The following is a 20,789-nucleotide window of genomic DNA, read 5'->3' on the forward strand; positions in this document are numbered from 1 at the left end:
TACTTTGAGCCGAGTTCGCCAGATATGATTTCGCTTCCAGGCCAAGTGGTGTCGCGTGAGCAGGGTCGCTGCCGAGAGTCTGGCTTGCGCTCATGTTGACCTCATTCTGCAATGCCGCCACAGTTCGCCATATGTTGATCAATCCAAAATTTGGCTGGTATCAGCCGCTGTTCAATTGACCGAATATCAAGGCATTATTTTTCTGGGCGCTCTGATTTCCGGATTTGCTCCAATAGCGATAGTGATCGTTTTTTGCATTGTAACTGGGCGGATCAAAGCGCTGTTTTCAGGTAAGAACGAAGAGATGCTCGACACGTCGCCGTTCATCAGAATGATGATGCGCCTGTACCTGATCTTACTGCCTGTCTACGTTGCTTTGCTTTGCATCTACGCCTACCTAAACCTGATTTAGCCTATGCTTGAGCGCGGAAGCAGGGTCTCTTTTTGAGCAAAGCAGACATTGCCTCTGCTGCAAGGAATGGCGGCTTCGGTCTCCAGAGCTGCCGCTGAACCGGACAACATGCCCCCGCCACACCCCTTGAGGCCACCCGACCCGCCCGCTATGTCCTCCGTCAGCCGGAAAGGACGCCCATGCCCCAGTTTCTTGACCACAGCGATGCCGATTTCGAAGCGCGCTTCACCGGGCTGCTGAATGCCAAGCGTGAAGACAGCCCGGATGTCGACGCCGTCGTCGCAGACATCATCGCCGACGTGTGCGCGCGGGGCGACGCAGCCGTCATCGAACTGACCGAGAAATTTGACCGGATCGCACTTACCCCGGACACCATGCGCTTCAGCGCCGATGAGGTGGCGCAAGCCACCGAAGAGGTCAGCGCAGAAGACCGCGCCGCCCTCACCCTCGCCGCCGACCGCATCCGCGCCTATCACGAACGCCAAATGCCCGAAGACGCCCAATGGACGGACGATGCGGGCGCCACCCTCGGCTGGCGCTGGACCCCGGTGTCAGCAGCCGGTCTCTATGTCCCCGGCGGGCTGGCGACGTACCCGTCCTCCGTCCTGATGAATGCGATCCCGGCCAAGGTCGCGGGGGTAGGGCGGCTCGCCATCACGGTCCCTACGCCCGACGGGGCCATCAACCCGCTGGTCCTTCTCGCCGCACAACTGGCAGGCGTGGACGAGATTTATCGCATCGGCGGCGCGCAAGCGATCGCGGCCCTCGCCTACGGCACCGACACGATCGCGCCGGTGGACAAGATCACCGGCCCCGGCAACGCCTTTGTCGCCGCCGCCAAGCGGCGCGTCTTCGGCAAGGTCGGCATCGACATGATTGCAGGCCCGTCCGAGATCCTGATCATCGCAGATGGCGACAACGATCCCGACTGGATCGCCCTCGACCTGCTCAGCCAGGCCGAACACGACGAAAGCGCCCAATCCCTGCTGATCACGACCGACCCGGCCTTTGGCCGTTCCGTGGCGGAGGCGGTCAATGCGCGTCTCGAAACGCTCGAACGCCGCGCTATCGCAGGCGCAAGCTGGCGCGATTTCGGCGCCATCGTCACTGTGCCTGACCTTGACGTGGCGGTGGCCCTGTCCGACCGTATCGCACCCGAACACCTCGAACTCTGCGTCGCCGACCCCGTGGCGCTGTCGGAGAGGATCACCCATGCCGGCGCCATCTTCCTCGGCCAATGGACGCCCGAAGCCATCGGCGACTATATCGGCGGCCCCAACCACGTGCTGCCCACGGCCCGCTCGGCGCGCTTCTCCTCCGGTCTGTCGGTCATGGATTTCGTCAAGCGCACGACGTTGGCACAGATGACCCCCGACGCCCTGCGCGCCATCGGTCCGGGGGCGGAGCGGCTGGCCGCGTCCGAAAGCCTTGAGGCGCATGGGCTGTCCGTGACGGCGCGGCTGCGCAAGTTGAACGGGTAGAGGGGGGCCAGCCCCCCGGCTGCGCCTCCCCCCGAGGTATTTATGGCCAGAAGAAATGGGCATGTCCGCGCTTGGAAAATGGGGCGGTCGCCATTGTGTTGACCGCCGCCAGACCCTAAGCATTGCGAAAGATTGTTTCGTTGCCGAAGGCTCCCGCGCCATGACCCGTATTGCCCGCATCACGCTGGATGATGCCAACCTGCCCCCTCCAACGCCCGAGATCGAACAGGAACGCAAGGTGGCGATGTTCGATCTGCTGGAGGATAACACTTTTGTCCTGCCCGGCCGTGACGGGCGTGATGTGCCCGCAGGCCCCTACCATGTCGGTCTTTCGATCCGCGACAAGCGCCTTGTTTTTGATGTGCTGACCGAAGCGGAAGAGAAGGCCGCCGAGTTTCACTTGTCCCTCGGCCCGTTCCGGCAGGTGGTCAAGGATTACTTCCAAATCTGCGAAAGCTATTTCGAGGCGGTGAAAAAGCTCCCTCCTAGCCAGATCGAGACCATCGACATGGCCCGCCGCGGCATCCACAATGAAGGCAGCCGGGTCCTGCAGGAGCGGCTCGAAGGCAAGGCCGAGGTCGACACCGACACCGCCCGCCGCCTCTTTACCCTCATCTGCGTGCTGCATTTCGGCGGATAGATGACCGAGACGCTGCCCCAATCCATCCTCTTCTGCTGCGACCACAACGCGGTCCGCTCCCCCATGGCAGAGGGGATCATGAAGAAGTTCTATGGCACGGGCACCTATGTCCAGTCGGTAGGGGTCAAGAACGACATGGAGATCGACGGCTTCTCCATCGCCGTCTGCCAGGAAATGGGGGTCGAACTCAGCCGCCACCGCTCGCGCAGCTTCGACGAGATGGAGGAGTGGGGCGACGACCTCAGCTCCTTCGACCTCGTCGTCGCGCTCAGCCCCGCCAGCCAGCGCCGCGCGCTGGAACTCACGCGCTATTTCCACCTGGAGGTCGAATACTGGCCCATCCTCGACCCCACCGGCCTGGGCGAGACGCGCGAGGCCAAGCTCGAAAGCTACCGCGCCGCGCGGGATCAGATCATCGAACGCCTCACCGAACGCTGGGGCGGGGGAAAGGACGCAAGCTGATGGACGTGGTGCACCGTTATTTCGAAGCCTTCAACGCAGGCGACACGGGCGGGATGCTCGACTGCCTGACCGACGACATCGCGCACCATGTGAACGAGGGTCAGGTGCGCACGGGCAAAGCGCTCTTCCGCGCGTTCTGCGAACACATGAGCCGCTGCTATAGCGAAAACCTCACCGACATGATGATCTTCTCCGCCGCAAACGGCACCCGCGCGGCGGCCGAATACACCGTCAACGGCACCTATCTGCAAACGGACGATGGCCTGCCCGCCGCCACAGGCCAGACCTACCAACTCCCCGCCGGGTCCTTCTTTGACATCCGCGACGGGCGCATCGCCCGCGTCACCACCTACTACAACCTCGCCGACTGGATCCGTCAGGTCCGCGCATGAGGGTGGAGACGCTCATCGGGCCGGACATCGCCGACGCGCTCGATGACGTGGCCCGCCTGCGCCTCGCCGTCTTCCGCGACTGGCCCTACCTCTACGAGGGCGACTTCACCTACGAACGCCGCTACCTCGAAGTCTACGAACAAAGCAACCGCGCCGTCATCGTGGCGGTCTACGACGGCGACTGGATGGTGGGCGCCGCCACGGCAGCACCACTCTCCGAACATGCGGATGCGTTTTCCGAGGCGTTCGACGGCACCACCATCAACATCGAAACCTGTTTCTACTGCGGGGAAAGCGTGCTTCTGCCACGCTTCCGCGGACAGGGCTATGGCCACGCCTTCTTTGATGCGCGCGAGGGGCACGCCAAGGCCAAAGGATACACGCAGATGTGCTTTGCCTCGATCGTGCGGCCACCGGATCACCCGCTAAAACCCGCCGCCTACCGCTCGCTTGAGCCGTTCTGGGAACGGCGCGGCTACACACGGATGCCCGGCGTGATCGCGCATTTCCCCTGGAAAGACATAGACCAGGCGGTCGAGACGGACAAACCCCTGCAGTTCTGGATCAAGGATCTCTAGCTCAGGTACACTGCCGCGCGGCACTGTCGCCATAGGCCTTCCAGCGCGTCCAGAACCGCTCATCCCCGGGACGATCCGATTGGCGCACAATCTGGGCCTGCTGCGGGTCGCTGAAAAACCCCGCACCCCGGCGCTGATCGCTCCCGGACAGGGATTGGTTGGCAACAGCCTGCACACATCCGCAGCGCGCGCGGCTGGCCTGACTGCGACCGCCACTGCGACAGGCGGAATAGATGGGCCCAGTGGCAAACAGCACGGCATTCTGCGGCACCGCCCGCGTGCTGGAATAGGAAGATCCGCCGCCACAGGCGCTCAGGCCCAGCATGGCCGCGCAGGCGAAAATAGTGGTCAAGACTTTCATGGTTCTGCTCGTCTCTGCCATGGCGGGTTGTCCCGCTCTGAATGTAACAAAGTATGGCGCATCGCGATTGCAAGGGCAATTCACGTTCCAGCGCGTGGGCAAAGCCCACCCGCGTCGCCCCGGCAGCGTATTTCGCAGAAATGCGCGAGAGGGGCCAGCGTGCGGCCCCACCACCCGTTTCCAAAGCATTCTAAAGAAAAACCCCGCCGACGCACGGGCCCTTGATTTGACCGAACTCATCCGTCTGGCTATGTCATCGGCAAAAGACCGGAGAGCAGACATGACCCGCACCCGCCTGATCCTGCTGGCAACCCTTGCCGCAACAGCCCTGACCGCCTGCGAAACAGCCAAAGGCTTCGGCCGCGACATCACCCGCGCCGCCGACGCGGTGGACCGGGCACTTTAAAGGGCCGCCGTAGGGCACGCATTCACTGCGCACGCTTCAACCGGGTCAAATGCACCCGTAGGGCGGAGTTCCACCCCGCCACCCCGATCAAACACCCTCAAGAACCGCTGTTCTCCGCACCCGGGCGCGGAATCAAGGCCGCAGGCCGCCGCGCCTCGACAGGCCCTCCCACGGCCTGTCGATTTGGCCGATCTTGCCGCTCCGGTGAAACGGAAGACGTACCTGGCAGCAATAAAGCGCTGACGAACAAAAGTCGCATCGACAGCCCATGGCCTGCCGATGCGCGGGAGTATCACCTAATTTACACCGTTTGGCGGGGTTTCACCCCGCCAAACCACATCTCAACACCGATGAACGCTATCTAAGCGTCATAAATCGGCGGCAATCTCGCCGCCTCGGGTTTTGGCTCTGCCGTGCCCATATCCGAAGTCCACCCGCGAAAATTCTCTAGCGTCAGATCACTCGGCCAATCCCCGAAGAAATGGCCAATAGCCAAACCCAGAGACCCAACAAGGCCAGCGCCAAATGCTGTACCTGCCGCCTTCAGCGCACTTTGCGTGAAGAGCCCATGAACCGTCTTCGCGCGGGCATCCCGCAAATCCGCTTCCAGCCGCGCAATCTTGGTGTTCAGGGTCTCAATGTCGTCCGCCAGCTTGCGAGCCTTCGTCTCGGCGCGTTCGGAACTTTTTACCGTCACCGCTATCCGCCGAAACAGCGCTGGCACATCCTCCAGATGCGCCAGCGCATCCGGCAAACAATTCGCCGGAGCCTCCTTTAAATACTGCGAAATCGCGCGCTCAAGGGTGTCCGCGGCACCTTCTGCGGCCAAGGCTGTCATGTCTGGGGAGGCCAGCAGACGTTGAACATGCTCCAACAGCTTTTTTCGTTGTAACTCCGGTACGTTGTCAGGACGATCGAACCGCCCTTTACGCTCGGCTTCGATCTGCCTGATCGCCGCCGCTACTTTTGCTACAGCATCTTCTCCCTCCCAAACCTCATTTGGAAGCTTCGCTACTTCAATCGCCAAATCCCAATCACGAAATGTGCCATCCCACATGCCACGATACCAATCCGCCCAGAACGCCCAATCCTGGCGGCTATAAAGGCTCTGCATAAACTGCCCGTGCGCGATGAACAGAGCCTCGGGCACATTGCTGCCACTCCACAACGGTAGATCGACCAAATGATCAGCAGTGAAAGCACTATCGATTTGCATCGCCAAGAATCCAGCTGCTTTCGGGACGAAACCCTGTGACTTTACGCGGTCGCGGTAACAGACGGCCACGATTGCTGAATTTGAATAACGCCCGCTAAACGCGGCTGAATTCGCCGAAAGGTGGGCGTCATAATCAATGGTTTCCACGGCGGATATGGCCGCACGCGCTGCTTCATTGGCGGCGGAGTGTGTGATGGATTCTGGTGAGAAAGAGATGTCAAAATTTGGTTCAGGGGATGGGACCGAATGCATTGCGGACTCCGCAGCGAACGCTGCAGATTCGGCGATTGTGCTGAACCGTTTCTGACCATGAGCCGAGCCAGTAATGGTGTATACGTAGGACGTGAGAGCTGCGCGCAGTGTAAGGAGCGTACGTAGTTCACGTAGCTTTCCCTCCAACAGTCCAACGCATCCGGCAACCCTAAGGGCGGCTCGACTGCCCAATGCACAGCGTTTTTCGCGACTTTGTGCTTCAAACCACGACGTAGCGGCATCCATGTCTGAAAAATCAACATCTGCCATCGTCACCCCACCTGCGACACCAACCCCATTGCCAAACCCCAAAAACCCTTACATATCCCAACCATGACACCGCTCAGCCATATCCGCAATTTCTCTATCGTCGCCCATATCGACCACGGGAAATCGACCCTTGCCGACCGCCTGATCCAGTCCACCAACACGGTGGCCGACCGGGACATGAAGGAACAGCTGCTCGACAGCATGGATATCGAGCGCGAGCGGGGCATCACGATCAAGGCCAACACGGTCCGCATCGACTACACCGCGCAGGATGGTGAGCACTACGTCCTCAACCTCATCGACACCCCCGGCCACGTGGACTTCGCCTACGAGGTCAGCCGGTCGATGCGCGCCGTTGAAGGCTCGCTTCTGGTCGTCGACAGCACCCAGGGGGTCGAGGCGCAGACACTCGCCAACGTCTACCAGGCCATCGACGCTGACCACGAAATCGTCCCCGTTTTCAACAAGATCGACCTGCCCGCCTCCGACATCGATCGCGTCGCCGAGCAGGTCGAGGATGTGATCGGCATCGACGCGAGCGGCGCCATCGCCGTCTCCGCCAAAACGGGCCAGGGCATCCAGGAAACGCTGGAATCCATCGTCACCCAACTCCCCGCACCAACGGGCGACCCCGACGCCGACCTCAAGGCCATGCTGGTCGACAGCTGGTACGACAGCTACCTCGGCGTCATCGTCCTCATCCGCGTCATCGACGGGCGGCTCAAGAAGGGGGAAAAGATCAAGTTCGTCTCGAACGGCACCATCCACCACGTCGACCGCGTCGGCGTCTTCCGCCCCGCCATGCAGAACGTGGACTCACTCGGCCCCGGCGAAATCGGCTTCCTCACGGCGTCGATCAAACAGGTCCGCGACACCCGCGTCGGTGACACGATCACCCATGAACGCAAGGAAGTCGAACCGCTCCCCGGCTTCAAACCCGCGCAACCGGTTGTCTTCTGCGGCCTCTTCCCCGTGGACTCCGCCGAATTCGAAGACCTCCGCGACGCCATCGACAAACTCGCCCTCAACGACGCCTCCTTCTCCTTCGAAATGGAAACCTCTGCCGCCCTCGGCTTCGGCTTCCGCTGCGGCTTCCTCGGGCTTCTGCACCTCGAAGTGATCCGCGACCGGATCGAGCGGGAATACGGCATCGAACTGATCACCACCGCGCCCTCGGTCATCTACCACGTCCACATGCGCGACGGCACGATGATGGAGCTGCACAACCCCGCCGACATGCCCGACCTCACCCATGTCGATCACCTCGAAGAGCCGCGGATCAAGGCGACCATCCTCGTCCCCGACGACTACCTCGGCGACGTACTGAAACTCTGCCAGGACCGCCGCGGGATACAAGAAGACCTCACCTACGCCGGCACCCGCGCCATGGTCGTCTATGACCTGCCGCTGAACGAGGTGGTGTTCGACTTCTACGACCGCCTGAAATCGGTGACCAAGGGCTATGCGTCCTTCGACTACCAACTGACGGGCTACCGCACGGACAACCTGGTGAAAATGTCGATCCTGGTGAATGACGAGCCTGTGGACGCCCTGTCGATCATGGTCCACCGCGACCGGGCAGAGATGCGCGGGCGTGCCATGGTCGAAAAGCTCAAAGACCTGATCCCCCGCCACATGTTCAAAATCCCGATCCAGGCGGCGATTGGGGGCAAAGTGATTGCGCGCGAGACGCTGTCAGCGATGCGCAAGGACGTGACGGCGAAATGCTACGGCGGGGACGCGACGCGGAAGCGGAAGCTGCTGGATAAGCAGAAGGCCGGGAAGAAGAAGATGCGTCAGTTTGGGAAGGTGGATATCCCGCAGGAGGCATTCATCAGCGCGTTGAAGATGGATGGGTAGTACCCAAGACAGATCGGTATTCGTCGTCGGGGCGGGTGCTAGTTACGAATTTGGTTTACCAGTCGGGACGTCGCTGCAAAGTGAGATTTCACACCTCACGCGAATGAACACTTCCAGTCGTACTATTCGCGCATACTCACACAACGGCAAGTTCTTAGATTTGCTTCCAGCCGCCACGGGTATGCAGCGATACACCACAGGTGAACTTGCCAAATTGGCACAAAAGGCAGACCATCTGTCAAAAGGTGTTCAACATGCGGCTTCTATTGATAACTATATACATGCACATCGCGAAGACCTGGAAATAGTGTCAATTGGAAAGCTTGCGATTTCACAATGTATCTTGAACGCCGAAAAGGAAAGTACTCTAGCACATGATGGTGAAAAATTCGGTTTTTCTTCGCCGAATATTCGTGACCGAACGCGCCCCGAAAACAGTTGGCTTGGGGTCTTGGTGAAATTCTTGTCTGCAGGAAAAAACTTCGAGGAGTTTTGCGATGCTCTTTCGACAATCACATTTGTTTGCTTCAACTACGATAGGTGTATCGAAAGATATTTCTTTGGAGTAGGATCACTCATCTATCCTCATGACCAGTTTAATTTTTCCCAACTTGACGCAGCGCTGAACGTAATCCATCCGTATGGTTCATTGGGAGCTTTGCAATATCAATCTGTTGGAGATACCGGCTTTGTAAAAGTAGATGATGATCATCTACTTTTACAAGCGTCTAGAAACATCAAGACATTTACTGAAGGAATGGATTCCAAGGCGCGGCAGGAAATCAGCACTGCCTTCGAAGGAGCCGACATAGCTATTTTTTTAGGCTACGGGTTCATCGCAACTAACGATGACTTTTTATTTGGAGCTGCTCCATTCGAGATTAAAAATGTTTTCGGAACTGTGTTTGGGGTTTCCCAAGAGCGTACTGCATTTATCGACCAAAAGTTGCGTCAGAACTGTATGATGTTGCAAAATCCACGCGGTGGATTGGTTCAAAGGGGTTCGCCAAACCTGCGTTCCGAAACATGCGCTGACCTGATGCAGCGCTTTTCCCATGTTTTTGAAGGAATAGGTCGAATCCAATAATTCTTTAGAGAAAGTAGGATGGGGTTTTATTTTCTGAACAAATGACGAAGTAAAACTCGCCTTACCCCACCAAATCCATACCCGCCCGAAACCGCGCATCCCAATGCACACTCGAATGCGCCCAATCCTCGGGCCGTTCCACAAACCCATGTTTCACCGGGTTCACCCAACAATACCGGACATGTGCGAGGTAATCGGCCTCATCCCGAATGTGATGCTCCCAGAACCGCCTCTGCCAAACCCCCGCATCCCCCTTCGCGATCTTGCTTGCCGAACGCCGTAGGGTGGGGTTCCACCCCACCGCATGTCCCAACCTTTTGGCATTGGTGGGTTGAAAACCCACCCTACCGGCATCGCGGATGTTGCGCGTAAACCGCGCTTTGATCGCCCCCCACCTTGTCGAAAAATCCCGATCCCCAACCGGCAACGTCCACACACAATGCAAATGGTCCGGCAAAACCACAAACGCATCAATGTGGAACGGCCGCTCCGCCTTCGTCACCCGCACCGCCGTGCGCAACGCATCAACCTCATCCACCAACATGCGACTTCCCCGGCGCGCCAACGCAACGGTGAAAAACACGCAACCCCCTGACACCTTCGGACGAACATAATTCGGCATCCCCCAACCCTGCCAAACCCATGGTTAACCAGCCATAAACGCCCAAGGATTTGACCGACATCAATGCACCCCGCCGCACCCCCCGGCACACTCCGCGCAACCTAACGAACCCGGAGGCCCCACATGCAGCGCTACATGCTGTTTCTTGTCCTGCACATCTTCATCGGCGCCACCATGGCGGGCACGGGCGTCATCGCCGCGCTGGTCATGGGCTTTGGCGCGGTCGGCCCGATCCTGATCGGTGCAGCCATCGGCTTCGTCGCCTCTTTCCCCGTCACGTGGCTTGTGGAAAAGAAGATCACCAGCCTGCGCTAAGCCGGTCACTCATCGTCTAGGTACATCGCCCGGATCTGCCGCGCCCGCTCATCGCGGGGATTGCGGCCGATCTGCTTGTCCTCCAGCACCTTGGTGCCCTGCGCGTCGCTGACCCCGACGGGAGGATACAGCCGCTCCAGCGTCGCCACCGGTTCTGACTGCCAGCGCATCCGCTCGGCAAAGGCAGCGGCGCGGCGGTCGTGGTCGATCTGCGCGCGGTGCCAGACCACCTCCGGGTTCACCCCGATGGCGCGTTGCAGGATCGCCTCGTCCCGCATGGGGATGATCACAGCGCGGTTCTTGCCGTGATAGGTCAGCCACAAATGGCCCAGATCCTCGTAGACGAATTTCAGTTCATTCCGCCCGCAGCGCTTGAGGTTGCTGAAAGAAATTTTGCGAATTTGCGTGGCCATGGTGTCGCACCTCTTTCTGGCGTTCCGAAAATGCGCAGTTTTCGGCCCAAAATGTGCAGTTCACCAAAAACGGCCCCAAATTGGCGATTTGGAGCCGTCCGAAAATGTGCGGTTTCAGGCCAAGACTTCGCAGTTTCGACCCTAGCGTCTCGTGCTAAGGCGGCTCTAAACGCACCGTCCGGTGCGCTCAGCCGATCTTAACTAGTGCCCGAACGCCGCATCCGGCATCCAGTCCGGTGCCCCTTGTCCGGCCCGCATATGCAGGCACGCGGTCCCGACCCGCTGAAAGTACGTAATATCAACGGGATACCAGCCCGCTTCCGGCACTTCGACCTGCACGGCGCGCGTTTCAAAGCACTTTTGCCGCCCGTCGAAATAGCCCACCGTCTGCCCGCCAACCTTGGCGTCGAGCCCATCATTTGTAAGAAAATCAATGGCATAGGTGCCGGGTGCGTCGAACTTCACATAGCCCGAAATCGCCGCCGCCACGTAATGCGCCCGCTTCGAGGTCAGCGTGTTGTCCCCATCCGCCGTATCCCGATAGTCGAGCCCCGCCAGCGCAGGCCCCGGCTCGCCCCGTTTCAATGCCCGCGTCGCCTGATTTAAGCTTTTAACATCAGGGGGATAGGCATATTTCACAGCTAATCCCGGCTTCAGCCCCGAAGGCTGCGGATCAGCCGGTGTCAGCGTCAAAGGCGCCGCCAAAGCCGCCGCCGCCCATACAAGTGCCGTCACGGCCAACCCGGCCGTCGTCAACATCTTCATCATGATCTCCCGTTGGTCCCGACCGCTTTTCCGCACGGCCGTTGAATCACCGAGAAGCTTAGAAGCCATCGCCGCCTGCTGACAACAGGGGCAGGGCTAAACGTCACGAAACATTGGCAAAACTACACGTTCCGGTAGAAAAGATAGCGATCAGGTGCAATGGTGTCCGGCCCGCAAATCTGCTCGAAGCCCACAAGCGGCTGTTGGGACAAGATCAGCCCACCGGGGGCCATGACCGCAGCGATCAACGGGCTCAGATGTTGCCCCTCCGCCACGTCCTTTTCCTTGATGCCGTAACCAAAGTCGTAATGGGCCAGAACCATCTTGCGGCCCTGTTCTGCAAGGCGTTTCAGCATCGGCTCGGCCTCACCTTCCAGAAAGTCCGCCTCGGGCGGCACGCAGCTTGGGTGGCACTTCAGAATACGGTCGATCACCCAGATGCGGCGGTCGGGCAGTTCCTGACGCAGATGGTCATACGTGCGCCCATTGCCAAGACCCATTTCTAGCACGTCGCCATCCATCTCCGCGATCTTTTCAGCAGCCCAGTTGATGCCGTCGATCTGCGCAGTCAGGCGGCGGCGCATGGATTCAAGTCTGCTCATTTCAAGTCGTCTCCATAGTCCAGGGCGTGGCACCCCCGGACAGCATTTCGTGTATGAACGCGCTGGTAAAAGCCCAGATCGTGGGGGTGTGAACCAGGTGGTGGGTCAAAAGGCCCAAAGGCTCTTCCGCGTCCTCTGTGCCGTGCCGCCGCGCCCGCAGATGGGCAACCGCGCTTTGAATCAACGTGTCCGGGTCCACAAGATCTCGTGTCCCTTTCCACCAGATCGGGTCGATATGGGTGTTGATCTGCGTCAAGCCGGGGACTGCTTCGGACCCCGTGCGCGCCCCGAATGTAGAGAGTACGGTGAAACCCTGCGCCACCAGATCCGGTAAAAGCGCATCTTGCACGCGGTTCCAAGGCGGCACGAACATGGGCCGCAGCGCAGCGCCGAACAGTGCCTGCATTGTCGCCAATCCGCGCGCGCTGTCGGTGGATAAATCCGGGCGTTCGGTCTGGAATTCGTTCTTCTTTTCGCCGGGACCGCTGTGGTCCTGATGTGCCCAGCCATGCACTACCGGGATCATTCCATGGGTGTCGGTGTAGCCCATCAATGCAGCGGACGCCCGCGCCGGAACAACCGCCAGATGAACGGCCACGCCTGTAGACCGCGAAACATCCGCCAGTTGATCCAGTGCCGCTGTCGGCTCTGTCGCGTCATCATCACGCCACCAGAAAGGGACGGCCACACCGTCCCGGCGGCACGCTGACAGCTCCTGCCGTAAGGGGGTCCAGTCAATATCCATCCGCCCTCCGCCGCTGTAGATCATGTACAATTTCAACAGTTTGCGCCGCGCCGTCCATACCGGCGGAGCGGCGCGGGCGCTCCGGGCCCGATGTGGCATCGGCAATCGCGCGCAGAAGGGTATCGCCGGTCAGGACTGCTTGCCGGATGACGGCGATGCCAGGCAGCTTGTCCAACGCCCCGGCACGCAAGGTCTGCTCAACCTCTCCGCCATCATCGAAGGGCACCAGCACAGCGCGCACGCCGGTTTGCAGAACGTCCAGCGCGGTGTTGTAGCCGCACATGGAGACTGAGACCCGTGCACCCATCAGCAGTTGACGAAAGTCCGGGCGCGGCCCTTCGACGGTGACATTGGCGGGGGCGTCTCGGGACAACGCACCGCGCCGCGCCGCATCGCCACCCACCAGCATGTGCCAGGATCGGGACGGGTCATGCCGCGCGGCATCAAGGGCTGCGTGAAACACCGCGTCGCCGACTGCGCCACCCCCGGCGCTGACGACAATATCACCAGTGATTTCAGTACCTTCCACAGGGGCAGGCGGGGCAACAAAGCCCGTGTAGTGCAGCTTGGCATTCAACGCTTGCCCTACGGGCCAACTGTCCTGCAAGGCGACAACATCTGCGTCCGAATGAACCAAAACGCCATCGTAAACGCTGGCGATCAGATCGTCTGCAAAGCTGACCTTTTCCGGCTTTGAGGGCGGGGCCAGGATGTCGCGGATGGATGACAGGATGAGCGGGGGTGTGGCCAGTGTCTTGGCGGCGGCAAGCACCGCCTGGAACTCGCGCTTCAGGGTCCGTCGTCCAAACGGGAACAGTTCCGTGATCAGCACATCGGGTGGAGTTGTTGCAATCTCGGCCACAAGTGCGTCTTCGCGCGCTTTGAGATACGAAGCATTCGCCGTCTCTTCGGCGTCGGTCAAAAGGTTGGAAAAATCCGTGCCGTCGGAGTGCAGAGACGGCAACTGCACGAGGTTGATCCCGGTCGTGTCGAAGTGCGGCACGGGCCGCCCACCGCTGACCACGGTCACCGCGTCTCCGGCAGCGGCAAAGGCGCGCCCGAGGGTCAGCGCGCGGGCGAGGTGCCCGGTGCCCAAGAGATGTGTGACGATGATCGTGACCTGCATCACCGCGCCTCCAACCGTTCGATGTCGGGGGCGAGGGTTAGTGTACCGCTCTGAATGTGCAGGATAAACAGGCGGTTGCGCTTGATGCGAAAGGGTGCGTCGCCCGCAAACGCCCACCCGGTGGCAAGGGCCAGTAAGACGCGCATCGTGCCGATATGGCAGATAGCGACCGTGTCCCGGTCCAGTGTGTCCAGCCACGGGGTCAGCCGCGCCCTCAAGGCGCTCGGCGGCTCGCCACCGGGCGGGCAGTAATCCCAGCCCCAATCCTTGATATGCCGGAAGCCGCTGTGCGGGTCCTTTGCCAGTTCTGCCCCCTGCTGGCCTTCAAACGTGCCCCAGTTCATCTCGATCAGGCTGGGTTCGATGCGTGGCGCGCGCCCCGCAACCAGCGTTGCCGTTTCAACAGCGCGGGCGAGGGGGCTCGACACCAGATCGGCGGACTGCCAGGCGGCAGGCAACTTGATTGCACCCAATTCGGCGCGGGCGGTGTCATCCAGCGGGATGTCACTGCGCCCCTGCAGCCGCCCCTCGCGGTTCCATGACGTGTGGCCGTGGCGCAGAAGGGCGAGCTTGATCATGTCGCGGCCTCAATGGCCGTGCGCAGGGCGTTGGCAGCCGCAGGCAACAAATGGTGCGCTTGCACTCTCGCCCGGGCATCCGCCGTTGCGGTGGCATGCAGGTCCGGTTTGGTCAGCAATTGCGTCAAACGTGTTGCCATGCCCGCGGGCCCGGCTGCGACATCAGTTTGTATCCCGGCCACCACGTCGCGCACGCCGGGCCGATTTTGCGCGACCACCGGCACACCCGCCGCCTGCGCCTCAAGATAGGCGTAGCCAAAGGCTTCGTTCACTCCGGGCCAGAACAGCAGGCAGGCCTGCGCATAGTGCTTTCGCAAAGCGTCGCTGGACAGGGCGCCAAGCATTCTGACCCGTGCACCAAAGGGTGCCATCAACTGCAAGACTTCGGCCTGTGCGGGGCCATCACCGGCGATGTCCAACTGCCAGTTGAGGTCCGTGTCAAGCAGGGCAAGGGCCTCAGCAATCAGCCGATAAGACGCCAGTTTGTCCCCGCTCCGCATCATGCCGACGCTCAGCATGGCCCCGCTGTGGTCCGACGGTGCGGGCAGCGTTTCAATCGGCAGGAAGGGGGGCAGGTGGGTCAGGACCTGTCCGTTAGGCGCATCGCGGCGCAGGGTTTCGGCGTCGCGTTGGGTGACGTAGAAAACCGTATGCGCGTGATCGCTGGCCGCTTCGGCAGCCATCGCGAATTTCGCCCAAGGGCCGGACAATCGCTTGCGGGCGCGGGTGCTTTCAATCTGGAGATAGGGGATTTCAAGCGCGCGCGTGACGGCAGGCCCAATCAGATCAGGGGCTTTGTAATAGTTGTGATAGGTCAGCCAGCAGCGCCAGCTGCCAGCCTCGGCCATGTCTAGAATGCGCGCGACCTCGGCCTCGGCCTGCCGCGACAGGTCCGCTTGGGCAGTACTGTCGCCCTGTCCGTCGTAGATGCGCAAACTGGATGGGGTGGCGACCGCGTATCCGGCATGCTCAAGCGCGCGGATCACGGCGCGCGCCATGGTCCTGTCGCCTGAGGGCACAGGGTGATCCGGTGCCTTCAGCGGGGCGTAGAATGCGACCGTCACGCAGACCCCATGACGGCACGTAGCCGCTTGGCCAGGTGGTTGATCCCGGGCTGCATGGTGAAGTCGGCGTGCAGGCGGGCGTGGGCGGCATCGGCCAGCCGTGGGCCGAGCGCCGGGTCGCTTGCCACTTGGGTCATGGCCGCTGCCAGTGCCGCAGGCGCATCATCGCTCAGCAGGCCATGGACACCGGTGTCGATGAATTCGGGAATGGCGGACACGGGCGTGCTGAGGATCGGGAGCTTCTGGCTCGCCGCCTCCATCAGCACGTTGGGCAGGCCATCGCGATCGCCGTCAGCGGCCACGCGACTGGGCAAGACAAAGAGGTCAGCCTCGCGCATTGCTGCGATCACCTCGGGCTGGTCGCAGGCCCCGCGCCACGTGATTCGCCCGGTCAGTCCCAACCGCGCGGCATGCGCCTCCATCTCGCGCTTCAGGCCGCCGCCGCCGATATGCTCCCAGTGCCAGTCCAGATCCTGCGGCAGTAGGGCCAGTGCCTCAAGCAGCCGGTCAAATCCCTTTTTCTCGACCAGACGACCGACAGAGACCATCCGGAACGGATCGCCAATGCCACGTGATGGGCGGTCAGGTGGATCAGGGAAACGGGAAAGGTCCAGCCCGTGATACACAAGGTCCACGGGCGTTCCAGATGACAGGTCGTTCAGATGCTCGGCGCCAAATGCGGTGCATGTCGCGCCGAAATGCGCGCCGGCCGTGTCCGGCGACAGCTTTTCGCGCAGCTCCCACTCAGGCGAGGTCCAGATGTCCTTGGCATGGGCCGAAAAGGACCACGGTACGCCGCGCAGCATGGCCGCATAGCGCGCGACCGAGGACGGCGTGTGCAGAAAGTGGGCATAGAGCGCTGCGGTGCCAGCGGGCAGTTCGCGAGCCATGACACAGGCCTGACCGAACCGACGCACGCGGTTGCGATTGCGGTCCCGCTTGAAGTCGCGCAGGAACTGCGCCAGCGCGGGCCAGAATGCGCGGTTGCCAAGTGCGGCCAAGACCCCGCGCAGGACGCGTGCGGGCTCTTGATGCAGGTACTCGGGCAGATAGTGCACGTGCGCCTGCAGGCGGTCATGCAGGGGATGCGTCTTGGTGTCTGTTGGATGGCGCAGCGACCAGATGGCAAAGTCGATGCCCGCCTCTTCCAACGCGACAAGCTCTTGGGCGATGAAGGTCTCGGACAGGCGTGGCCAGCCCTTGACCGCGATGGCCAGGCGAGGGGATGTGTGGGTCATTCTGCGGCGTCGGTCAGCGGTTGCTGCATCAGGGCCTGCGCGCGCGCGATCACGACCTCAAGCCCGTCCAGCAGTCCGTCGGCCCCGGCCTCGGACGGGCGTTTCTGGTTGGGCAGGGCGCGGATGGCCTCGACCATGGCGTTTGTCGTCAGACCTTCTCGGAACCGGTCGAGGTTGCGCACCAGGCCCAGCTCTTCGGCCCGGTGGGCCCGGATCCACTGTTCCAGTCGTGGGCGGGTGCGCGGCACGATGATGGCGCGGCTGTCGAAGGACAAAAGCTCGCAGAAGGTGTTGTAGCCCCCCATGCAGATCACGCCCTCTGCCGCGGCAAAGAGCGGCTCGATCTTGCTGTCAAAGCCGGTCGAGGTGACGCGGCCACCAAGGGCATCCACACGCGCCTCGAACCGTTCGCGCACTTCGCCGGTCAGGAAGGGCCCGTAGACAAGCACCGCGTGGGGGCCAAGGTCGGGATCCTGTTCATAGGCGGACAGGACAAGGTCAACCATCGCTGCCCCATCCCCGCCACCGCCGGGTGTGACAAGGATATAGGGCGTATCTGGCACCTCGGCCGCATCGACGATGCTGCGCCGCAAGTACCCTGTCCAGACAGTGCGCGCGCGCACCGCATCCGACAGGGGCAGGCCTTGCGTCGGGTCATAGACCGAGCGCATGCCATACACCCAGATCTCGTCATAAAACGTTTCCGCCGCCGCGACAGCACCCTTCCGATCCCACTCAGCGGCCAGCACATCGGGTTCGTCCAGCACATCGCGCAGGCCCAGCACAATCTTGGTCCGGCCATCGCGGCGCAGGCGAGCCAGCGTATCTGTCAGCTCACCACGAAAGCCGGTCGGCTCCTTGTCGACGATCAGCAGATCGGGTTCGTACTGTTCGATGGTCGAGGTGATCAGGGCAGAGCGCAGGGCGGTGGTCGCCTCGATATCCATGCCCTCGGTCTGGCTGGCATAGGTGCCGTCGGCCAGTTTCTTGACGCCAGGCAGGCGCACGTGGTCCACTGCAGGGGGAAAGGTGAACCGGCCCGCGACCGGGCTGCCGGTCAGGATGATGGCGTTTTCTGCCACGCCGGACTGGGTCAGGGCAGAGGCCAGCGCGCGACTGCGCCGCAAGTGGCCGAGCCCGAATGTATCGTGGCTATACAGCACGACGCGGCCCGTGCCGGTGCATCCCGACATCATCGCAGAGGTATTGGATTGGCCCATTGTCGTCGTCTTTTCCCATCCCAACGCAGACGATGCCATATCCTGCGCCCAGAGAATCCCTTTGGGCCGTATAGCACAGAGTATGCGTTCACCAAGATCACAACCAACACTTCGGGGTGCCTGACCCAAAAGCACGCTGGCGCTATCGTAAATATGGCGCAGTCTGTACCTTTTACAGGCCTGCCGTGCTCGCGCGCCTTCAACTCGGGGTAGGTGGCAATTGTCACGACCCACACAGTCGCGTAGCGTTCGTGCACTCAGGCAGTGCGACGGCATCGATTTATGAGACATTTCTATCTGCGAGCGCTCGCGCACCTTCTTCTGATCCTGGCGCTGACGGTCCCGTCTATGACAATGGCGCAGGGGCTTGGCAGCCTGCTACCCGGGGCTGCGTCATCAGAGAGCCAGACATCGGATCTGAATGACGCGATCGAAACCGCCGCTCAAAACGGTGTGAGTGTCATTGTGATCGACAGCGATGGCCGCGTGGTCGGGCAAAACGCCCCGTCCCCCGCACCAAACGCGGCACCCGGTGGTGGCTCCACGCTGATGACCATGCAGGACGACGCCGTCGCCTTTCGCGCGGTTCTCGTGGAACGGCTGTTGAACCTGCCTGTCGCGTTTAACGAGGTGGTGTTCATCCTGCGCGCCACCAGCCCGGACGGCACGATCTTTGCCTATGTGAAGGCGCTGCTCATCAGCATGGCCCTGTTTGCGGCCGGTATGGTCTTTGAATCACAGGTGTTCGGCAAGCGCATCGCCAAACAATTTGTCGTCGCGCGGATCGCGGACAAGCCCAATGGCTATGTCGAAAAGATGCCCTTTCTGGTCTTTCGCTTCCTTATGGGCGTGGTGGGCACGCTCGTATCCATGGCGGTGGCCTACATCCTTGGCGTTCTGATCTTTGGCCCGCTTGAGGATACAGCCATGCAGTTCACCGTTACGCTGATCAATATCGGGTATTTCCTGGCCCGTGTGGTCGCCGGGCTGTGGCGCATGATCCTGTCGCCCTACCTGCCGCAATACCGCATCCCGATGTTCGATGACTCTGATGCCCGCAAACTGCATCTTTGGTTGTCAGCCGTCACCGCGTTCGGATTTTTCGCCATCCTCTTTGGTGTGTGGATCGAGGAGCTGGGCCTGAACAACGAGGTCTATGTCTTTCTATTCTCGCTGCTCAGCCTGCTGGTGATGTTCCTGAATATCGCTCTGATTGCAGCGAACGGGAGTGCGATCACGGGCGCGATCCTGAACGGCAAGGCACCGGCCGAGGCGACCTGGGTTCTACGCACTCTGGCCAAGGTCTGGGCACCGCTGGCGATCATCTATTTCCTCTTTGCCTGGGGCGATCAGACCTACCATCTGGTGATCGGCGATCCGCTTGGCGTTCCGCTTCTTGCTGCCGCATGGGGGATCCTGACCACGATCCTTGTCGTCTACGGCGTCATCAACTTCTTTATCGAGCGCAGCTTTGCCCGCGCCCGGCAGGTGCGCGAACACAATATCGTGGCCGAGGTCGCGCCTCTCTCCGCACCCGATGCACCGGCTGTCGTCGCAAGCCCCCGGCTGACCACGTTCGAAGGGCTTGCGCAGCGGGTTGCGGGCATCCTCGCCTTTGTTGCGGGCATCTATGCCTTTGTCACGATCTGGAGCCCCGACACCGGAATGATGGGCGACAGCTGGTCCGACCGGTTTCTCGACATCATCGTGATCCTGTTTCTCGGCTACATCGCCTACAACGCCTTCCGCATCTGGATCGATGGCAAAATCCGCGAAGAACAAGGCGACGTGCAGGAGGCCGAGCTGGGCGACGAAGGGGGCGGGTCATCGGCTACGCGGCTCGCGACATTGCTGCCGCTGTTCCGCAATGTGGTCCTGATCGTCATCGTTCTGTCGATCCTTCTGATTGGCCTGATGGAGATGGGCGTGAATGTCGGCCCGCTCTTTGCCGGTGCGGGCATCGTGGGCGTCGCCATCGGCTTCGGCTCGCAATCGCTGGTGCGCGACATCTTTTCCGGCGCATTCTTTCTGTTCGACGACGCCTTCCGCAAGGGCGAGTATATCGACGTGGGCGGGGTCAAGGGCACGGTCGAAAACATCAGCGTCCGCAGCTTTCAGCTCCGCCACCACTTGGGCGCGCTGCATACCATCCCCTTCGGCGAAATCCAGGTGCTGACCAACTACTCCCGCGACTGGGTCATTATGAAGCTGCCCCTGCGCGTGACCTATGACACCGATGTCGAACAGGTCCGCAAACTGATCAAGAAGCTGGGCGTGGCCCTGCTGGATGACCCTGTGATCGGCGACAATTTCATTCAGCCGCTGAAGTCGCAAGGTGTGATCGAAATGCAGGACAGTGCGATGATCATCCGGGTGAAATTCATGACCAAGCCCGGCGATCAGTGGCTGGTGCGCAAGAAGGTCTATGAGGAGATTCGCGCGCTCTTTGAACGCGAAGGCATCAAGTTCGCCCACCGCGAGGTCACCGTGCGTCTGGCCGATGGCAAGGCGGCGGAGGATCTGACCGACGAAGACCGCAAGGCGGTCACCGCAGCGGCCCAAGCGTCCATCGAAGAGGAGTTGTTGGAAGAGGCCACCGAATTCGGAGACGACCGATAAAGCCTCTCGACACGGGCTGCGAAAGGGCATAGGCGCGCAGGCTTGGTGACTGCACCGCTTATCTA

The 20,789-nt window shown here is 61.2% G+C and carries 23 protein-coding genes; 11 read left to right on the forward strand and 12 right to left on the reverse strand.

What is annotated here, in order from left to right:
- Positions 1 to 55 precede the first annotated feature (55 nt).
- From RA29_RS16895 to RA29_RS16920, 6 genes are all read left to right on the forward strand, one after another.
- Positions 56 to 412, forward strand: coding sequence for a hypothetical protein (locus RA29_RS16895; RefSeq protein WP_039688145.1), 357 nt, complete (start codon positions 56 to 58; stop codon positions 410 to 412).
- Positions 413 to 591: 179 nt separating this feature from the next.
- Entirely contained in the window at positions 592 to 1,893 is a 1,302-nt protein-coding gene (hisD, locus tag RA29_RS16900; protein ID WP_039688147.1) for a histidinol dehydrogenase, read from the forward strand.
- A 160-nt stretch (positions 1,894 to 2,053) separates the two neighbouring features.
- On the forward strand, positions 2,054 to 2,533 hold the full coding sequence (locus RA29_RS16905) for a UPF0262 family protein (RefSeq protein WP_039688244.1): 480 nt from the start codon (positions 2,054 to 2,056) through the stop codon (positions 2,531 to 2,533).
- Positions 2,534 to 2,995, forward strand: a complete 462-nt coding sequence (locus RA29_RS16910; protein WP_039688149.1) for a low molecular weight phosphatase family protein — start codon at positions 2,534 to 2,536, stop codon at positions 2,993 to 2,995.
- A complete protein-coding gene (locus tag RA29_RS16915; RefSeq protein WP_039688151.1) occupies positions 2,995 to 3,387 on the forward strand; it encodes a ketosteroid isomerase-related protein in 393 nt (130 codons plus the stop codon). Before RA29_RS16910 ends, RA29_RS16915 begins: the two co-directional genes overlap by 1 nt.
- Complete coding sequence (locus RA29_RS16920; RefSeq protein ID WP_039688153.1) at positions 3,384 to 3,965, forward strand: GNAT family N-acetyltransferase; 582 nt, start codon at positions 3,384 to 3,386, stop codon at positions 3,963 to 3,965. Before RA29_RS16915 ends, RA29_RS16920 begins: the two co-directional genes overlap by 4 nt.
- 1 nt (position 3,966) lies before the next feature.
- Here RA29_RS16920 and RA29_RS16925 read toward each other — a convergent pair whose 3' ends face one another.
- Positions 3,967 to 4,326, reverse strand: coding sequence for a hypothetical protein (locus tag RA29_RS16925; RefSeq protein ID WP_039688155.1), 360 nt, complete (start codon positions 4,324 to 4,326; stop codon positions 3,967 to 3,969).
- A gap of 280 nt (positions 4,327 to 4,606) precedes the next feature.
- Here RA29_RS16925 and RA29_RS22960 point away from each other — a divergent pair, with 280 nt between their 5' ends.
- Positions 4,607 to 4,732, forward strand: coding sequence for an entericidin A (locus RA29_RS22960; RefSeq protein WP_152613062.1), 126 nt, complete (start codon positions 4,607 to 4,609; stop codon positions 4,730 to 4,732).
- 361 nt (positions 4,733 to 5,093) lie between these two features.
- Here the strand turns inward: RA29_RS22960 and RA29_RS22965 are convergent, their stop codons facing one another.
- A complete protein-coding gene (locus RA29_RS22965) occupies positions 5,094 to 6,470 on the reverse strand; it encodes a hypothetical protein (RefSeq protein WP_152613063.1) in 1,377 nt (458 codons plus the stop codon).
- A gap of 63 nt (positions 6,471 to 6,533) precedes the next feature.
- Here RA29_RS22965 and lepA point away from each other — a divergent pair, with 63 nt between their 5' ends.
- Both lepA and RA29_RS16940 read left to right on the forward strand, forming a co-directional pair.
- Complete coding sequence (gene lepA, locus RA29_RS16935) at positions 6,534 to 8,330, forward strand: translation elongation factor 4 (protein ID WP_039688159.1); 1,797 nt, start codon at positions 6,534 to 6,536, stop codon at positions 8,328 to 8,330.
- On the forward strand, positions 8,323 to 9,417 hold the full coding sequence (locus RA29_RS16940) for a hypothetical protein (protein ID WP_193743567.1): 1,095 nt from the start codon (positions 8,323 to 8,325) through the stop codon (positions 9,415 to 9,417). Before lepA ends, RA29_RS16940 begins: the two co-directional genes overlap by 8 nt.
- A gap of 61 nt (positions 9,418 to 9,478) precedes the next feature.
- On the opposite strand, the gene RA29_RS16945 is transcribed toward RA29_RS16940, so the two are convergent.
- Positions 9,479 to 9,961, reverse strand: coding sequence for a transposase (locus RA29_RS16945; RefSeq protein ID WP_342666426.1), 483 nt, complete (start codon positions 9,959 to 9,961; stop codon positions 9,479 to 9,481).
- Positions 9,962 to 10,162: 201 nt separating this feature from the next.
- Between RA29_RS16945 and RA29_RS16950 the strand changes: the two genes are divergently transcribed.
- Complete coding sequence (locus tag RA29_RS16950; RefSeq protein WP_241462637.1) at positions 10,163 to 10,354, forward strand: CTP synthetase; 192 nt, start codon at positions 10,163 to 10,165, stop codon at positions 10,352 to 10,354.
- Between the two features lie 5 nt (positions 10,355 to 10,359).
- On the opposite strand, the gene RA29_RS16955 is transcribed toward RA29_RS16950, so the two are convergent.
- The 9 genes from RA29_RS16955 to RA29_RS16995 form a co-directional block, all read right to left on the reverse strand.
- Complete coding sequence (locus RA29_RS16955) at positions 10,360 to 10,767, reverse strand: hypothetical protein (RefSeq protein WP_039688165.1); 408 nt, start codon at positions 10,765 to 10,767, stop codon at positions 10,360 to 10,362.
- A gap of 201 nt (positions 10,768 to 10,968) precedes the next feature.
- Positions 10,969 to 11,532 (reverse strand): PA14 domain-containing protein, encoded by a 564-nt coding sequence (locus RA29_RS16960; protein WP_039688248.1) that lies wholly within the window; start codon positions 11,530 to 11,532, stop codon positions 10,969 to 10,971.
- Between the two features lie 122 nt (positions 11,533 to 11,654).
- Positions 11,655 to 12,134 (reverse strand): class I SAM-dependent methyltransferase, encoded by a 480-nt coding sequence (locus RA29_RS16965; RefSeq protein WP_039688167.1) that lies wholly within the window; start codon positions 12,132 to 12,134, stop codon positions 11,655 to 11,657.
- Between the two features lies 1 nt (position 12,135).
- Positions 12,136 to 12,879 carry a polysaccharide deacetylase family protein gene (locus RA29_RS16970; RefSeq protein ID WP_039688168.1) on the reverse strand — a complete coding sequence of 248 codons (744 nt, stop codon included), beginning with the start codon at positions 12,877 to 12,879 and terminating at the stop codon, positions 12,136 to 12,138.
- Complete coding sequence (locus tag RA29_RS16975) at positions 12,869 to 14,005, reverse strand: glycosyltransferase (protein WP_039688170.1); 1,137 nt, start codon at positions 14,003 to 14,005, stop codon at positions 12,869 to 12,871. The genes RA29_RS16970 and RA29_RS16975 overlap by 11 nt, the downstream gene beginning before the upstream one ends.
- Positions 14,005 to 14,583 carry a histidine phosphatase family protein gene (locus RA29_RS16980; RefSeq protein ID WP_039688172.1) on the reverse strand — a complete coding sequence of 193 codons (579 nt, stop codon included), beginning with the start codon at positions 14,581 to 14,583 and terminating at the stop codon, positions 14,005 to 14,007. The genes RA29_RS16975 and RA29_RS16980 overlap by 1 nt, the downstream gene beginning before the upstream one ends.
- Positions 14,580 to 15,647, reverse strand: a complete 1,068-nt coding sequence (locus RA29_RS16985; RefSeq protein WP_342666427.1) for a glycosyltransferase family 4 protein — start codon at positions 15,645 to 15,647, stop codon at positions 14,580 to 14,582. The genes RA29_RS16980 and RA29_RS16985 overlap by 4 nt, the downstream gene beginning before the upstream one ends.
- Positions 15,644 to 16,885: a glycosyltransferase family 4 protein gene (locus tag RA29_RS16990; protein ID WP_039688176.1), complete on the reverse strand. Its 1,242-nt coding sequence runs from the start codon at positions 16,883 to 16,885 to the stop codon at positions 15,644 to 15,646. The genes RA29_RS16985 and RA29_RS16990 overlap by 4 nt, the downstream gene beginning before the upstream one ends.
- Positions 16,882 to 18,105, reverse strand: a complete 1,224-nt coding sequence (locus RA29_RS16995; protein WP_039688250.1) for a glycosyltransferase — start codon at positions 18,103 to 18,105, stop codon at positions 16,882 to 16,884. Before RA29_RS16995 ends, RA29_RS16990 begins: the two co-directional genes overlap by 4 nt.
- A 282-nt stretch (positions 18,106 to 18,387) precedes the next feature.
- Between RA29_RS16995 and RA29_RS17000 the strand changes: the two genes are divergently transcribed.
- Positions 18,388 to 20,724: a mechanosensitive ion channel family protein gene (locus RA29_RS17000; protein WP_039688178.1), complete on the forward strand. Its 2,337-nt coding sequence runs from the start codon at positions 18,388 to 18,390 to the stop codon at positions 20,722 to 20,724.
- Positions 20,725 to 20,789: the final 65 nt, after the last annotated feature.

Source organism: Tateyamaria sp. ANG-S1 (assembly GCF_000814025.1).
Lineage (GTDB): Bacteria > Pseudomonadota > Alphaproteobacteria > Rhodobacterales > Rhodobacteraceae > Tateyamaria.

Excerpts from the sequence above, each read along its gene's own strand:
- RA29_RS16945 (WP_342666426.1), bottom strand. The coding sequence starts at position 9,961 with ATGTTGGTGGATGAGGTTGATGCGTTGCGCACGGCGGTGCGGGTGACG.
- RA29_RS16955 (WP_039688165.1), bottom strand. The coding sequence starts at position 10,767 with ATGGCCACGCAAATTCGCAAAATTTCTTTCAGCAACCTCAAGCGCTGC.
- RA29_RS16975 (WP_039688170.1), bottom strand. The coding sequence starts at position 14,005 with ATGCAGGTCACGATCATCGTCACACATCTCTTGGGCACCGGGCACCTC.
- RA29_RS16925 (WP_039688155.1), bottom strand. The coding sequence starts at position 4,326 with ATGAAAGTCTTGACCACTATTTTCGCCTGCGCGGCCATGCTGGGCCTG.
- RA29_RS16915 (WP_039688151.1), top strand. The coding sequence starts at position 2,995 with ATGGACGTGGTGCACCGTTATTTCGAAGCCTTCAACGCAGGCGACACG.
- RA29_RS16980 (WP_039688172.1), bottom strand. The coding sequence starts at position 14,583 with ATGATCAAGCTCGCCCTTCTGCGCCACGGCCACACGTCATGGAACCGC.
- hisD (WP_039688147.1), top strand. The coding sequence starts at position 592 with ATGCCCCAGTTTCTTGACCACAGCGATGCCGATTTCGAAGCGCGCTTC.
- RA29_RS16905 (WP_039688244.1), top strand. The coding sequence starts at position 2,054 with ATGACCCGTATTGCCCGCATCACGCTGGATGATGCCAACCTGCCCCCT.
- RA29_RS22965 (WP_152613063.1), bottom strand. The coding sequence starts at position 6,470 with ATGGCAGATGTTGATTTTTCAGACATGGATGCCGCTACGTCGTGGTTT.
- RA29_RS16940 (WP_193743567.1), top strand. The coding sequence starts at position 8,323 with ATGGGTAGTACCCAAGACAGATCGGTATTCGTCGTCGGGGCGGGTGCT.
- RA29_RS16950 (WP_241462637.1), top strand. The coding sequence starts at position 10,163 with ATGCAGCGCTACATGCTGTTTCTTGTCCTGCACATCTTCATCGGCGCC.
- RA29_RS16920 (WP_039688153.1), top strand. The coding sequence starts at position 3,384 with ATGAGGGTGGAGACGCTCATCGGGCCGGACATCGCCGACGCGCTCGAT.
- RA29_RS16960 (WP_039688248.1), bottom strand. The coding sequence starts at position 11,532 with ATGAAGATGTTGACGACGGCCGGGTTGGCCGTGACGGCACTTGTATGG.
- RA29_RS17000 (WP_039688178.1), top strand. The coding sequence starts at position 18,388 with ATGAGACATTTCTATCTGCGAGCGCTCGCGCACCTTCTTCTGATCCTG.
- RA29_RS16910 (WP_039688149.1), top strand. The coding sequence starts at position 2,534 with ATGACCGAGACGCTGCCCCAATCCATCCTCTTCTGCTGCGACCACAAC.
- RA29_RS22960 (WP_152613062.1), top strand. The coding sequence starts at position 4,607 with ATGACCCGCACCCGCCTGATCCTGCTGGCAACCCTTGCCGCAACAGCC.
- lepA (WP_039688159.1), top strand. The coding sequence starts at position 6,534 with ATGACACCGCTCAGCCATATCCGCAATTTCTCTATCGTCGCCCATATC.
- RA29_RS16970 (WP_039688168.1), bottom strand. The coding sequence starts at position 12,879 with ATGGATATTGACTGGACCCCCTTACGGCAGGAGCTGTCAGCGTGCCGC.
- RA29_RS16965 (WP_039688167.1), bottom strand. The coding sequence starts at position 12,134 with ATGAGCAGACTTGAATCCATGCGCCGCCGCCTGACTGCGCAGATCGAC.
- RA29_RS16995 (WP_039688250.1), bottom strand. The coding sequence starts at position 18,105 with ATGGGCCAATCCAATACCTCTGCGATGATGTCGGGATGCACCGGCACG.
- RA29_RS16990 (WP_039688176.1), bottom strand. The coding sequence starts at position 16,885 with ATGACCCACACATCCCCTCGCCTGGCCATCGCGGTCAAGGGCTGGCCA.